At 74.5% G+C, this 15304-nt stretch carries 5 protein-coding genes; all 5 read right to left on the bottom strand.

Annotation, left to right across the window (positions count from 1 at the left end):
* Nucleotides 1–29 precede the first annotated feature (29 nt).
* From AB0L34_RS17485 to AB0L34_RS17465, 5 genes are read right to left on the bottom strand one after another with little or no spacing between them, the layout of a single operon-like run.
* On the bottom strand, nt 30–5537 hold the full coding sequence (locus AB0L34_RS17485) for an amino acid adenylation domain-containing protein (RefSeq protein WP_363705456.1): 5508 nt from the start codon (nt 5535–5537) through the stop codon (nt 30–32).
* Nucleotides 5537–8656: an amino acid adenylation domain-containing protein gene (locus tag AB0L34_RS17480; RefSeq protein WP_363705455.1), complete on the bottom strand. Its 3120-nt coding sequence runs from the start codon at nt 8654–8656 to the stop codon at nt 5537–5539. The genes AB0L34_RS17485 and AB0L34_RS17480 overlap by 1 nt, the downstream gene beginning before the upstream one ends.
* Complete coding sequence (locus AB0L34_RS17475) at nt 8653–8841, bottom strand: MbtH family NRPS accessory protein (protein WP_357462137.1); 189 nt, start codon at nt 8839–8841, stop codon at nt 8653–8655. Before AB0L34_RS17475 ends, AB0L34_RS17480 begins: the two co-directional genes overlap by 4 nt.
* On the bottom strand, nt 8841–9794 hold the full coding sequence (locus AB0L34_RS17470) for a TauD/TfdA family dioxygenase (protein ID WP_357462136.1): 954 nt from the start codon (nt 9792–9794) through the stop codon (nt 8841–8843). The genes AB0L34_RS17475 and AB0L34_RS17470 overlap by 1 nt, the downstream gene beginning before the upstream one ends.
* 32 nt (nt 9795–9826) lie before the next feature.
* Nucleotides 9827–15295: an SDR family NAD(P)-dependent oxidoreductase gene (locus AB0L34_RS17465; protein WP_363705454.1), complete on the bottom strand. Its 5469-nt coding sequence runs from the start codon at nt 15293–15295 to the stop codon at nt 9827–9829.
* Between the last annotated feature and the right edge of the window lie 9 nt (nt 15296–15304).

The following is a 15304-nucleotide window of genomic DNA, read 5'->3' as shown; positions in this document are numbered from 1 at the left end:
GCCCGTCAACCGGGCCCCCGGGGAACGACTCACGCCCCTACCGGCACCTTCTCCTCGGCGCGCTCGGCGGCACGGGCGGCGAGCCGCTTCTCCCGCTCCTGCGCGCCGATCAGGTCGTCGGGCAGCGAGTCCTCCACCTCGATGTCGAACCGGCGCAGCAGCCGGATCGCGAAGCCGCCGAGGGTGATCAGCACCAGCGCCACGCCGAAGCAGACGTACGCGAAGCCGATGCCGCGGCCCGGACCGGTGCCGATCACCGCGCCCACCGACCCGGCGAGCGACCCGCCCGGGGCGAGCATCGGCTCGAACAGGGCGGTCGCGCCGGGGGCGATCAGCGCGAACCCGATCGGCAGGGTCGACCAGGAGATGGTCTGGTTGAGGCTGAACACCCGGCCGTGGAAGCGCTGCGGCACCTTCACCTGGACGATGGTGGCGTAGATCGACTGCGCCGTGGTCATCGCCATCGCCAGCCAGAACGCGCCGACGCAGATCATCGCCACCGAGGCGTCCAGGCCGATCAGCATGCAGCCGACGGCCGTGCCGAGGTTGCCGATCAGCACGCCGATCATGCGCCGGTGCCGGGGGCCGCCCCAGAGCGACATGAGCACGCCGCCGGCGACCGCGCCGAGCGCCTCGGCGAGGGCCACCTGGGCCACCTGCGTCGGGGTGCCGAAGGAGAGCACCAGCGGCGTGGTGAGCACCAGGGCGGGCGCCAGGAAGATGTTGCCCAGCGCGAAGTAGCCGAGCATCAGCCGGAAGCCCCGGTGCTGCCAGGAGTAGCGCATGCCGTTGGCGATGGCCACCAGCAGCCGCTCCTTGGGCCGCCACCCGAGCAGGTCGGGGAAGCGGACCACGGCCAGGGTCAGCACCGCCACCACGTAGCTCGCCACGTCGATGAGCAGGATGCCCTTGAGCTCGATGGCGGCCAGCAGACCGGCCGCGAAGACCGGCATCAGCAGCATCGCGAAGCCGTTGGTGAGCTGGGTGATGCCCATCGCGTGGCCGAGGTAGCGCTTCGGCACGAGCTGCGGCACCGCCGACTGGAACGCGATGCGTTGGAACGACCCGGCGACCTGGCTCAACGCCACCAGCAGGTAGATGTTCCACAGCTGGAGGTTGTCGGTCCAGAGCAGCGCGGCCAGCACCAGCTGGATCGAGCCGGCGCTGCTGCTGGCGATCATCATGATCTTCCGGCGGCTGACCCGGTCGGTGATCGCCCCGGCGATCGGCAGCATCAGCACGCCGCAGATCAGGGCGAGCGCCCAGAGCAGCCCGAGGTTGGCCACCGAGCCGGTCTGCGTGAACAGCCAGATCGGCAGGGCGAACGCGGTCAGCGCCGACCCGGTGGTGGAGACCAGCTGCCCTGCGGTGACCGCCACGAACCTGGCCATGGACGGCTTGACCACCGCCTTCTCCGGCCGGTCCTCGACGCCCACACGCTGGTGGTCGGCGACCACCCAGCCGGCGTCCTCGCCCCGGGCGGCCGGGGTGAGTGCCGAGACGTCCCCGGCCACGACCGCCGGGTGGACCCGGGTGACGATCTCGGCCAGTTCCTCGGCGCGGTACTTCAGGAAGAAGTGCCCGGCCTGGTCGAGCACCACCAGGCCGAGGGTGTCGCTGAGGAACTGCCACTCGGCGTACCGCTCGGTGTGGTAGTCGGTGACCGGGTCCTCCGAGCCGACCACCGAGATGATCGGCACGCGCAGCTTGGCGGCCTGCCGGTCCAGCAGGCCGGTGAAGTACTCCTCCGAGGCCCGGGAGTCGGCCCGCATGTTGCTGATGATCCGGTCCGCCTGCTCCGGGTCCAGTTCGTCGGTGTCGACGCCCATCGACTTGAGCCAGCTCGCGTAGTGCCGGTTGCTGCGCAGCTGCTCCAGCCGGTTGCGCAGGGTGGCGAACGCGCCCTTCGGGCGGGCGAACGGGAACATCGCCCCGATGTAGAGCGCCTCCAGGTTTCGCCCGGCCGCCTCGACCTTGCGGGCCACCTCGGCGACGATCGCGCTGCCGACGCCGCAGTGGCCGTACAGGGCGATCGGCCCCTCGACGCGTTCCAGGATCTCCTCGGCGACCCGGCTGGTCAGCTCGTCGAAGGGCAGGCCGTCCTCGCTGAGGCCGACGTCGTGGCCGGGGATGGCGAGGGACCACAGCGCGTGTCCGGCCGGCAGCGCGTCGGCGAGCGGCTGGTAGACGATCGCGCTGCCGCCGCCGTAGGGGACGCAGACGTACGACAGCACGCGCTTGCCCGCCGGGATCGGCTTGGTCAGCTCGTAGAGCAGCCGGCGCGGCCCGTCGGCCTCGGCGCTGCCGGACATGAAGGCCGCCAGCTCGCGGATGGTCCGCTGCTGGAACAGGTCCATCACGCCGACCGGCCGGCCGCCGTGTTCCGCCTTGCGGATCTTCGCCACGACCTGGGTGGCGAGCATCGAGTGCCCGCCGAGGTCGAAGAAGTCGTCGTCGATGCCGAGCGTGTCGACGCCGAGCACCTCCGACCAGATCCCGGCCAGCAGCCGCTCGGTGTCGTCGCGCGGCTCCACCAGCGCCACGGACGCCTCGCGGGTGACCACCGGCGCGGGCAGCGCCCGGCGGTCGAGCTTGCCGTTCGGCGACAGCGGCAGCGCGTCGAGGGTGACGAACGCGCTCGGCACCATGTACTCGGGCAGCGTCTCCTTCAGCGCCGACTTCAGCGCGGCGTGCTCCGCCCCGCCGACCACGTACGCGGTCAGCCGCTTGTCGCCGGGGCTGTCCTCGCGGACGATCACCGCCGCCTTGGCCACGCCCGGCTGCTCGCGCAGCGCGCTCTCGATCTCGCCCAGTTCGATCCGCAGGCCGCGCAGCTTGACCTGGTGGTCGATGCGGCCGAGGAACTCGATGACGCCGCCCGTGCCGCCCGGGGCGGTGCGCCAGCGGGCGAGGTCGCCCGTGCGGTACAGCCGCGCCCCGGGCTCCGCGGAGAACGGGTCCGGCACGAACCGCTCGGCGGTCAGCGCCGGCCGGCGGTGGTAGCCGCGGGCCAGCCCGACCCCGCCGATGTGCAGCTCGCCGGCCACCCCGACCGGGCACTCCTCGCCACGCTCGTCGAGCACGTGCAGCCGCAGGTTCGCGATCGGCCCGCCGATCGGCACGCTGGTCAGCCCGGCCAGCAGGGCCGGGTCGCAGTGCCAGGAGCTGACGTCGATGGCCGCCTCGGTCGGGCCGTACAGGTTGTGCAGCCCGCACCACGGCAGCCGGGCGGTGAAGTCGACCGCCGAGGCCAGCGGCAGCTCCTCGCCCGAGCAGATCACCCGGCGCAGCGCCGTCGCCGCCTCGACGCCGTCCTCGGCGAGGAAGACGGTCAGCATCGACGGGACGAAGTGGGCGGTGGTCACCCGCTCGGCGACCAGCAGGTCGCGCAGGTAGCCGGCGTCCTTGTGCCCGCCGGGCTTGGCGACGACCAGCCGGGCGCCCTCGCGCAGCGGCCAGAAGAACTCCCACACCGACACGTCGAAGCTGGCCGGGGTCTTCTGCAGCACCGCGTCGTCGGCGCCGAGCCCGTAGGTCTTCTGCATCCAGTCGAGCCGGTTGACGATGCCCCGGTGGGTGTTCGGCACCCCCTTCGGGCGGCCCGTGGAACCCGACGTGTAGATGACGTACGCCAGGTGCCCGGGGCCGGCGACCGGCGACGGGTCGTCCGCCGGCTGGTCGGCCCACACCCGCTCGTCGTCGAGCGCGAGAACCGTGGCGCCGGTGTCCGGCAGCACGTCGCGCAGGTGCTCCTGGACCAGCACCACCGGCGCGGCCGCGTCGGTGACCATGAAGGACAGCCGGTCGGCCGGGTACTCCGGGTCCAGCGGGAGGTAGGCCCCGCCGGCCTTGAGCACGCCGAGCAGCCCGGCGACCAGCTCCACGGACCGCTCCGCGCAGACCCCGACCAGGGTCTCCGGGCCCACGCCGGCGGCGCGCAGCCGGTGCGCGACCCGGTTGGCGGCGGCGTTCAGCTCGGCGTACGTGACGTTGCGGCCCTCGAAGGTGAGGGCCACCGCGTCGGGGGTGCGGGCGGCCCGCTCCTCGATCGGCCCGTGCAGCGTCTGGGCGGCCGGGAAGTCGGCGGCGGTGTCGTTCCACCCCGCCAGCAGGTCCCGTTCGTCGGCGGGGAGCAGGTCCAGCGCGGAGATCGGGGTGTCGGGGGCGGCCACCACCGCGCGCAGCAGCGTGCTGAACCGCTGCGCCATCCGCTCCACCGTGTCGCGGGTGAACAGGTCGGTGTTGAAGACCAGCTTGCCGTAGAGCCCGTCGAGGATCTCCACCGCGTGGAACTCGAAGTCGAACCGGGTGGCCCGCAGCTCCATCGGCGTCCAGTCGAAGGTGACGTCGGTGGCGTCGGAGACCTCGTTGAACCGGCCGATCTCGTAGTTCTGCAGCACGAACATCGCCTGGAACACCGGGGAGCGGCTCACGTCGCGGGGCAGGCCCAGCTCGTGCACCACCTTGGCGAACGGCACCTCGCCGTGCTCCAGCCCGTCCAGCACGCTGCGCCGGGTGCGCTCCAGCAGCTCGGCGAAGGTCGGGTCGCCGGCCAGCTCGGCCCGCAGCGGCAGCATGTTGATGAACATGCCGACGATGTTCTCCAGCTCCGGCGCGGAGCGGCCGGCCACGGACGCCCCGACGGCGAAGTCGTCCTGGCCGGCGTGCCGGGCCAGCAGCACCTGGTACGCCGCCAGCAGCGTCATGAACAGGGTGCCGCCGTAGGAGCGGGTGAGCGCGTTCAGCCCGTCGGCGGCGGCCCGGTCCAGCCGGAACTCGACGAAGTCGCCGGCGTAGGTCTGGGTGGCCGGGCGGGGCAGGTCCAGCGGGAGTTCCAGCGGGGTGATGCCGGCCAGCCGCTGATTCCAGTAGTCGAGGTGCCCGCGGGCCTGCGGCCCGTCCAGCTCCTGGGCCTCCCAGTGGGCGAAGTCGCCGTACTGGATCGGCAGGGCGGGCAGCTCCCCGCCGCGGTAGAGGGTGATCAGGTCGCGCAGCAGCACGTCGACCGACCAGCCGTCGCCGATGATGTGGTGCTTGCCGAGGAACAGCACGTGCTCCTCGTCGGCCAGCCGGATCAGCAGGGCGCGCAGCAGCGGGCCCTCGGCCAGGTCGAACGGCTCGGCGGCGGCGGCGTCCACCAGCGCCTGCGCGGCGGCCTCGTCGGGGGCGTCCACGATGGTCAACGGCACCTCGACGGAGTCCGCGACCACCACGGTGGGTCGGCCGTCGGCGTCGGCCGGGAACCGGGTGCGCAGCGACTCGTGCCGCCCGGCCAGGCCGGCCAGCGCCCGGCGCAGCGCCGCGACGTCGAGCGGCCCGCGCACCCGCAGCGGCACCGCGATGTGGTACGCCGCCTCGCCCGGAGCGAGCTGGTCCATGAACCAGACCCGCTCCTGGGCGTACGACAGCGGCACCTCTGCGTCCGGTGGACGCGGGGTGATCCGGGCGGTGGGCGCGGCGGCCTGCCGTTTACGCAGGCGCTGCGCGATGAGCGCCTGCCGGGCCGCGTCCCGGGCCGGATCCTTCAGGTCGGTCATCAGGGAGTGTCCTTCTCCGCCGCGAGCAGCGCGGCGACCTCGGTTTCGGAGAGCTCGTCGAGTTCGGCGGCGATCCGCTGCTCGATCTGGGCGGCCAGGTCGGCCACCACCGGGGTGCTGAACAGCGCCCGCATCGGCAGGTCCACGTCCACCTCGGCCCGGATGCGGGCCATCGCCCGCATGCCGCGCAGCGAGTTGCCGCCCAGGGCGAAGAAGTCGTCCAGCGCGCCGACCTTGTCCACCTGGAGGATGTCGGCGTACACCTCGGCGACGAGCGCCTCGGCGTCGGTGCGCGGGGCGACGAACGCGTCGGCGGCCGGGGCGGTGGCCGGGGCGGGCAGCGCCGCGGCGTCCAGCTTGCCGTTCGGCGTCAGCGGCAGCGCGTCGATGCGGACGAACGCCGCCGGCACCAGGTGCGCCGGCAGCTCCCGGGCCAGGTCGGCCGCGAGTGCCGCCTCGTCGGCCGCGCCGACGACGTAACCGACCAGGGTCGGCTCGCCGGAGTCGGTGCGCACCACCACGGCCGCCTCGCGGACGTCCGGCCGGGCCAGCAGGGCCGACTCGATCTCGCCCAGCTCGATCCGCATGCCACGGATCTTGACCTGGTTGTCGCGGCGGCCGAGGTAGTCCAGCGTGCCGTCGGCCCGCCAGCGGGCCAGGTCGCCGGTGCGGTACATCCGCTGCCCCGGCGGCCCGTACGGGCAGGGCAGGAAACGCTCGGCGGTGAGGCCGGGCCGGCGCAGGTAGCCCCGGGCCAGCTGGTCACCGGCGACGTACAGCTCGCCGGCCACGCCCGGCGGGACCGGGTTCAGCGCGGCGTCGAGCAGGTACACCCGGGTGTTCCAGGTGGGGCGGCCGATCGACACCGCCCCGGCGGGCAGCTCCTCGCCCGGCGCGACGCGGGCGGCCACGCAGCCGACGGTCGCCTCGGTCGGGCCGTACTCGTTGATCACGGCGACGCCCGGGTGGGCGGCCCGCCAGTCGGCGAGCTGCTCCGCGGTCAGCGCCTCGCCGCCGATGACCAGGTCGGCCGTCGGCGACAGCTCGGCGTCGAGCAGCGGCAGGTGGCTGGGCGTGACCTTGAGGAACGCCGGCCGGTCGCCGACGCGGGCCCCGGCCTCGTCGATGGCGGCGAGCCGGACGGTGCCACCGGCGGTGAGCGGGCCGAGCAGGCCGGTGACGGTCAGGTCGAACGACACCGGCGAGTGCAGCAGCGCCGTGCCGGCCAGCCCCGGGTAGGTGTCCCGGGCCCAGGCCAGGTAGGCGGTGACCGCCCGGTGCTCCACCACCACGCCCTTCGGGCGGCCGGTGGAGCCGGAGGTGTAGAGGACGTACGCGGGGTGCCCGGGCCGCAGCGGGGCGACCCGGTCGGCGTCGGTCAGGTCGGCGTCGTCGCCGTCGACCGGGCCGTCGAGCACCAGCGCGCCGGCCGGCACCAGCCCGGCGGTCTCGGGCGTGGCGACCACGAGCGCCGGCTCGGAGTCCGCCAGCAGGTAGGCGATCCGCCCGGCCGGGTAGCCGGTGTCCACCGGCACGTACGCGGCGCCGGACTTGAGCACCGCGAGGATCGCCACCACCAGCTCCACGGAGCGGGGCAGCGCCAGCGCGACCCGGGCCTCCGGTCCGGCGCCCCGCGCCACCAGGGTGCGCGCCAGGCGGTTCGCGGCGGCGTTCAGCTCGGCGTACGTCAGCGAGACGCCGTCGCGGACCAGGGCGGTGGCGGTCGGGGTGGCCGCCGCCTGCCGCTCGAACTCGGCGACCAGGGTGGTCGGCGGCACCTCGCGGGCGGTGTCGTTCCAGCCGGACAGCGCCAGCTCCCGCTCGGCGTCGTCGAGCAGCGGCAGAGCGGAGATCCGCCGGGTGGGGTCGGCGACGGCCGCGGTGAGCAGCCGGACGTACCGGGCGACCACCGCCTCGGCGGTGGCCCGGTCGAACAGCGCGGTGCGGTAGACCAGCCGGCTGGCGCCGGTGGTGATGTCGAACGCGAGGTCGTCCTTGGTGGTGCCCAGCCGCACCGGGTCGAGGCCGGAGTCCGGGATGAAGTTCAGCGCGGTCTGGAAGATCGGCTGCACCGACGGGTCCCGCTGCGGGGCGACGGTCTCGACGATCTTCTGGAACGGGGTCGAGCCGTGCTCCATCGCGTCGACCAGCCCGCCGCGCACCCGGCCGAGCAGCTCCGCGAACGTGGGGTCGCCGGTCAGCTCGCAGCGCAGCGCCACCGGGTTGACGAACATGCCGATCAGCGGGGTCACCTCGGCGGTATCCCGGCCGGCGGTGGAGACGCCCACCACCACGTCGTCGTCACCGGAGATCCGGGACAGCAGCGCGGTGAACGCGGCGAGCAGCACCATGTACGGGGTGGCGGCGGCGCCGGCCGCGAGCTTCCCGACCCGGTCGAGCAGGCCGTCGGGCAGGTCGAAGTGCACCTCGTCGCCGGCGAAACCGAGCTGTGCGGGGCGCGGCCGGTCCAGCGGCAGGGCGGTCACCGGCGGCGCGCCGGCCAGGTGGTTCCGCCAGAACCCGAGCTGCCGGTCCAGTTCCGCGCCGGTGAGCTGGTCGCGCTGCCAGACCGCGAAGTCGGCGTACTGGATGGGCAGCTCGGGCACGTCGGCGGGCGCGCCGGTCAGCGCGGCCCGGCTGAACGCGGCCAGCTCGTTGGTGAACAGCACCGCCGAGTGGCTGTCGAAGACCGCGTGGTGCACCACGAACAGCAGCGCGACCTCGTCGTCGGCGAGCCGGACCAGCCGGGCCCGCCACAGCGGCGGCGCGTCCAGCGGGATCGGCGTGCGGGCCAGCCCGCTCAGCAGCGCCGCGACCTTCTCGTCGCGCTCCGGCCCGGCGAGGCCGCGCAGGTCGTCGACCGGCAGCGCGACCGGCTCGGCGGCGCGGACCACCTGGGTGAGGCTGCCGTCGTCCATCCGCAGGTGGGTACGGAGGGACTCGTGCCGGGCGACGACCCGGCCCAGCACCTCGTTGGCCTGCTCCGGGGTGATCCCGGCGGGGAACCGCCACGGGTTGGAGACGTTGTAGACCGGCGAGCCGGTGTCGAGCTGGTTGGCCATCCACACCCGCTCCTGGGCGTAGGAGGCCGGGAAGGTCCACTCCTTCGGGGTACTCATGCGCCGGCCTCCCGCACGGAACGCGGGCGCATGTCCGTCCAGACGGTGTCGATGTGCGCGAGGCACTCCTCACGGCTGCCGGCGAAGCCGGCCTCGTGCCAGCCCGCCGGGAGGTCGCGGTCGGCCGACCAGATCGAGTACTGCTCCTCGTCGTTGCGGACGACCAGGAATCGGGTTTCGGCCATCACTTCTCTCCAGCGCTCTCGGGGGTGTGCGGTTCGGCCATCGCGACGGCGATCTTGCGGGGGCCGGTGAACGGCTCCCGCCCGTGCGCGGCGGTCATGTTGTCGACCACCAGCACGTCGTCGCGCTGGTAGTCGAAGCGGACGCTGGCCGCCCGGTACGCGGCCCGCAGGTGGTCCATGACGTCGGCGGGAATCTCGCCACCGTCGCCGTAGTAGGTGTTCGACGGCAGCCCCTCGGGGCCGAACATGGCCAGCAGCCCCTCCTGGTAGTCCTTCGGGAGGGTGCTCAGGTGGAAGAACGTGGCGTGGTTGAACCAGCGGGGGGTGTCCGAGCCGGGCCGGTGGTGCACCACGTCGCGGACCGCGCGGGTACGCAGCCCGTCCTTGCCGAGCCACTCCAGCTCGATCCGGTTCGCCGCCGCGTACGCCTCGACCTCGGCGCGGTCGTCGGTGTTGAACACGTGCTGCCACGGGGTGCCGAAGTCGCCGTGGAAGTTGCGCACCAGCATCCAGCGGCGGCGGACGAACTCCTCGCGCACCGCCGGGTCGATCTCCTCGTACACCCGGCGCACGTCCGCGAGCGGGGTGGCGCCCTGCGTCTCGGGCGGGGTGATGCAGTAGAAGAACAGCGTCAGCGGCCAGCGGGCCTGGTACGAGTTCTCGTTGTGCAGGAAGATCTCCTCGTCCGGCGGGTAGTCCGTCGAGGTGTAGACGCGGCCGGCGATGGCGTGCCGGGGCGACGAGCGTTCGGTGTAGACCAGTGGCTCGCCGGACAGCGCCCGCACCACCCGGTCGAAGCCCTCGACGCCGCCGACGTCGAACCCGCGGAACAGCAGCCCGCCGTGCTCCACGAGGCTCGCGCGCAGTTCCGCGCGGCGCGCGGCGATCAGCTCGGTCAGCTCCCGGCCGTCGTTCTCGACGACCACCGGCAGCGTGGCGATCGTGTCGCTCATTGCTTCCTCACTACTCCTGTTGTCGCTCGTCGTCACGCGCGGGGCAACCGCGGGATGGCGGGGATGGTGGCCGGCGCGGCCGGCTCGTCGGTGGGGGCGGCGGTGGCCCGCAGCTCCTCGATCCGGGCGGCGAGCCCGGCCACGGTGGGCGTCTCGAAGAGGCTGCGCATCGGCAGTCGCACCCCGGTGGCCTTGCGCATCGCGGCGATCAGCTGCACCGCGACCAGCGAGTTGCCGCCGAGGGCGAAGAAGTCGTCGTCGACGCCGACGTCGGCCACCCCGAGCCCGTCCTGCCAGACCCGGGCGATGGTGATCTCCAGCTCCGTGCTCGGCGCGGCCGAGCCGCCCCCGGTGCCGGCCGGCGCGGAGGTGCTCGCCTCCGGCTCGCCCTCCAGGCTCTCCGTGGTCACCCGGCCGGCGCGGTGGCGGATGTCCTCCACCGTCCGGGTGGTGATCACGACCTGGGCGCCCAGCCCGGCGGTGAGGCTGCGCCGGAACGCCTCCGCCCCGTCCACCGGCCGGATGTCCTCGGTCGGGCCGGCGGGGGTCGCCGCGGTGTCCGCCTCGGGCGCGGCGACGAGCCCGCCGGTCACCGCGCCCTGGTCGACGCGCCGCAGCACGAAGTCGCTGATGGCGACGAGTTCCCGGCCGTCGGCGTCGCGCAGCGACAGGTCGGCGGCGACCACCTCGTCGGTGGCGCTGTCGCGGTGCCGCAGGTGGCTGTGGAACTGCGCCGGCAGCGACCCGCGCACCACGATCCGCCCGTACGACAGCGGCAGGTAGGTGCCCGAGCCCTGGCCGCGGCCGAACGCGGTCGCCACGTCCAGTAGCGCCGGGTGCAGCCCCCACGACGGCAGGTCCCCGACCGCCTCGGCGGGGGCCTCGACGCGGGCCAGCTCCTCGCCGTCGCCCAGCACGTGCTCGCGCAGCGCCGTCCAGCGCGGCCCGAAGGTCAGCATGCTGGTACGGCCCCGGCCGAACGACGAGTCGTCGTCGACCCGGCGGCCCGCCACGGCCGGCGGCACCGCCGGCGGGGCCGGCTCGACCGTCCAGCCCGCCGCCCCGCGCACGTGGGTGCGGGACTGTCCGGCGGCGAGGCTGCGCACGGCGAAGTCGACGCCGTCGTCGGTGGGCGTGAGCTCCACCCGGTACTGGGCGACCGTGCCGTCGGGCACCGAGAACGGCTCCAGGAACACGACGTCGCGCAGCTCCACGGCGGCGTCCCCGGCCGGGGCCGGCAGCGCCGCCGTCACCGCCGCCCGGACGGACTCCAGGTGGGCGGTGCCGGGCACCACGGGCACCCCGCCGATGCGGTGCTCGTCGAGCAGCCAGTGGCTGGTGGCGGAGACGAGACCGTGCAGCACCGTCCCGTCCGCGCCGGTGACCTTCGTGGTGAGCACCGGGTGGTCCACCGGGCTGGTGACCGTGTCCCGCCCGGCGGCCCGGAAGCCCGCCGGGGAGTTGGTCTCCACGGCCATGCCCACCTCGGCCCAGCCGCCCCAGTTCTGCGACACCACGGGCGCGCGGAAGCCGGCGCCGGCCCGGGCGTACGCGTCGAGGAAGTTGTTCGCCGCGCAGTAGTCGACCTGGCCGAAGCCGCCGATCACGGCGGTGATCGAGGAGCAGAGCACCACGAAGTCCAGCGGCAGGTCGCCGAAGACCCGCGCCAGCGCGAGGGTGCCGGCGAGCTTCGGCGCGAGCACCCGCTCCGCCTCGGCCCGCTCCTTGATCTCGGCCATGCCGCCGCCGGGCAGGCCGGCCGCGTGCACGATGCCGTCGATCCCGCCGTACGCCCGCTCGGCCTCGGCCCGGACCCGGGCCAGGTCGGCCGGGTCGGTGACGTCGGCGGCGAGCACCAGCACCTCGGCGCCGGCCGCCTCCATCCGGCGGATCGCGGCGATGGCCCGGCCGGCCCGGTCACCGCCGTGCACGGCCAGGTGGTCGTCCCACTCCTCGCGGGCGGGCAGCCCGGAGCGGGCCAGCAGCACCAGCTTCGCCCGGGCCCGGGTGGCGAAGTCCTCGGCGAGGGTGATGCCGATGCCGCCGAGGCCGCCGGTGATCACGTACCGGCCGCCCTCGCGCAGCGCCCCCGGCTCGCCCTCGGCGTCGACGGTCACCTGCTCGTAGCCGGTCACCCAGCGGCGTCCGCCGCGCAGCGCCACCTCGGGCCGCTGCGCGTCGACCGGGCGACGCAGCTCGGCCGCGAGGGCGCGCTCCCCCGCGTCGGCCGGGCCGGCGTCGACCAGCCGGACGGTCAGGCCGGGCACCTCGGCCGGGAGCACCCGGGCCAGGCCGGCCAGGGTGGCGTGCTCCGGCCGGGTCAGGTCGGCGCCCGTCACGTCGCCGATGCCGGCGGTGACCAGGTCCAGGGTGAACGCCCCCTCCTCGGCGGTCAGGCCGGCGCCCGCCAGGGCCTGCACCAGGTGCAGCGCGCTGAAGAAGCCCCGGTCCTGGGCGGCCCAGGTGGCGGCGATGTCGGCGCCGGTCGGCTCGCCGTCGAGGGCGAACGCGTGCACCAGCCGGGTCGGCACGCCGTCCGCGGCGAGGGCCGCGACCAGCGCGTCGTAGTCGTCCCGGACGCCGGGGCGCAGCCGCCAGCCGTCGCCGTCGGCGGCGAAGCCCTCGCCGGGGCGTACGGTCACCGGCTGCTCCCCCGCCGCCCGCAGCGCCGCCACCAGCGCGTCGCCGCGCGGGCCGTCGGCGAGGACCAGGCAGCGGCCCAGCGGCGCGGTCCGCGGCTCGGGAGCCGCCTGCCGCCAGACCGGCACCGCGAACCACTCGGGCAGCGGCCGGGGCCCGGTCTCGGCCGGCGCGGCGGCGCCCGCCTGCACCGGGTCCGGGTCGACCCAGTAGCGGCGCCGCTCGAACGGGTACGTCGGCAACGGCACCCGCCGCGCGTCCGGGTCGGAGCCCAGCCGCACCGGCGTGCCGGCGCACCACAGCGCCGCCGCCGTGCCGAGCAGGGTGGCCAGTTCGCCGGTGGGCTCACCCGGACCCGGCAGGCTGCCCAGCGGGACGAGCTTGCGCTGTGCCTCGGACGCCTTGGCCACCTGCATCCGGGCCAGGTTCGCCAACTGGCGGCCCGGGCCGCACTCCACCAGCGACCAGGTGCCCTCGGCGAGCAGGGTCGCGACGCACGCGCCGAAGCGGACCGGCTGGCGCAGGTGCGCCGCCCAGTACGCGGGGTCGGTGGCCTGCTGCTCGGTGATCCAGGTGCCGGTCACGTTGGACAGGAACGGGATCGCCGGCGGCCGCAGCGTGACCGTGGCCATCAGGGCGGTGAACTCGGCGAGGATCGGTTCCATCATCGGCGAGTGGAAGGCGTGCGAGGTGCGCAGCGCCTTGGTCTTGGCGTCGATCGTCTCGGCGAACGCGGCGACGGCCTCGCTCGGGCCCGCCACCACGCAGGTGCCCGGGCCGTTGACGGTGGCGACGGCCAGCCCCTCGGGCAGCCGCTCGGCGACCACCGACTCGTCCAGCGGCACGGCGAGCATCGATCCCGGCGCGACGGACTGCATCAGCCGGCCCCGGGCGGCGACCACCCGCAGCGCGTCCGGCAGGCTCAGCACCCCGGCGACCGTGGCGGCGACGTACTCGCCGATGGAGTGGCCGATCATCGCCGCCGGCCGCACCCCGGCCGACTGCCAGAGCACGGCCAGGGCGTACTCGACGACGAACAGGGCGGGCTGGGTGTAGCGGGTCTCGGTGAGCTTCTCGCCCGCCTCCGGGTCGCGGCCGAGGATCAGGTCGCGGACGTCCAGGCCCAACTCGGGGCGGAGCAGCTCGGCGCACTCGTCCACCACCGCCGCGAAGCCCGGCTCCTCGGCGTAGAGCTGCGCGCCCATCCCCGCGTACTGGGAGCCCTGGCCGGAGAAGAGGAACGCCGGTCGGGGCGCGGGGCCCTCGACCACACCGGCCTGCCGGCGACGCTTGGTGCGGAGCGCGGCGACCGCGTCGGGCAGGTCGGTGGCGACCACGGCGACGCGGTGCGGGTACTGCTGGCGGCCGACGCGCAGGGTGTGCGCGACGTCCGCGAGGTGCTCCGGCCCGCGGTCGGTGGCGGACTCCAGGTGCGCGGCGAGCCGCTGCACGGCCGTGTCCAGCGCGCCGGCGGTCTTCGCCGAGACGTGCAGCAGCTGCGCCGGGCGGACCCGCCGCTCCCGGTACGCCGCCGGCGCCTCCTCCAGGACCACGTGCGCGTTGGTGCCGCCGATGCCGAACGAGCTGACCCCGGCCCGGCGGGGCGTGCCGTCGGTGTCCCACTTGGTCAGCGTGTTCGCCACGTAGAACGGGGTGTCGGCGAACTCGATCGCCGGGTTCGGCGTCTCGTAGTTGATGGTCGGCGGGATCAGCCCGTGCTCCATCGCGAGCACCGTCTTGATCACGCTGACGATGCCGGAGGGCTGGCTGAGGTGGCCGATGTTGGACTTCACCGAGCCGATGCCGCACCAGCCCCGCTCGTCGGTGTCCTTCGTGTAGACGGCCGAGAGGGCGGCGATCTCGATCGGGTCGCCCATCGCGGTGCCGGTGCCGTGCGCCTCGACGTAGCTGATGGTGCGCGGGTCGACGTCGGCCATCGCGACGGCCTGGGCTACCGCCTCCATCTGCCCGTCGACGCTCGGCGCGGTGAAGCCGACCTTGCCGGCGCCGTCGTTGTTGATCGCGTTGCCGAGCACCACGGCGCGGATCGCGTCGCCGTCGGCGATCGCGTCGGAGAGCCGCTTGAGCAGGGTCACGCCCGCGCCGCTGCCCCAGACGGTGCCGTTCGCGGCCGCGTCGAACGGGCGGCACCGGCCGTCGGGCGAGGTGAAGCCGTCCATGCCGAGGTAGCCGACGTGCGGCAGCTCGATGTTGACGCCGCCGGCGAGGGCCATGTCGCACTCGCCGTTGCGCAGCGCCTCGCAGGCCAGGTGGAACGCGACCAGCGACGTGGAGCAGGCGGTGTGCACGGTCAGGCTCGGCCCGCGCAGGTCCAGCCGGTACGACACGTTGGTGGCCACGTAGTTCGGGGAGTTGCCGGTGGCCAGCGAGACGGTGCCGTGCGGGTTGCCGCCGACCCGCTTGTTGCGCAGCACGTAGCGGTGCAGGTAGGTGTTGCCGCCGGTGCCGGCGTACACGCCGACCGCGCCGTCGTAGCGGGTCGGGTCGTAGCCGGCGTCCTGGAGCGCGGTGTAGCAGGACTCCAGGAACAGCCGGTGCTGCGGGTCGGTGATCTCCGCCTCGCGGGCGGTCATCCCGAACAGCCCGGCGTCGAACTCGTCGTACCCGTCCACGAGCGGGGCGCGGTTGACCCAGCCCGGGTCGTCGACCTCGTCCACGGTGGCGCCGCGGGCGAGCTGCTCCTCCCGGGTCAGTTCGGTGACCGACTCGACCCCGTCGACCAGGTTGCGCCAGAACTCGTTCACGTCGGCCGCGCCGGGCAGGCGGGCGGCCAGCCCGATGATGGCGATCGGCTCGATGCCGTCGCCCTCGGGCAGCTCGGTTGCGGTCGGGTTGCTCATCAGGCTGTC

The organism is Micromonospora sp. NPDC052213 (assembly GCF_040679695.1).
GTDB lineage: Bacteria > Actinomycetota > Actinomycetes > Mycobacteriales > Micromonosporaceae > Micromonospora.
The sequence above is the reverse complement of the archived record's forward strand: the minus strand, read 5'-3'. Positions and strand labels throughout refer to the sequence as shown.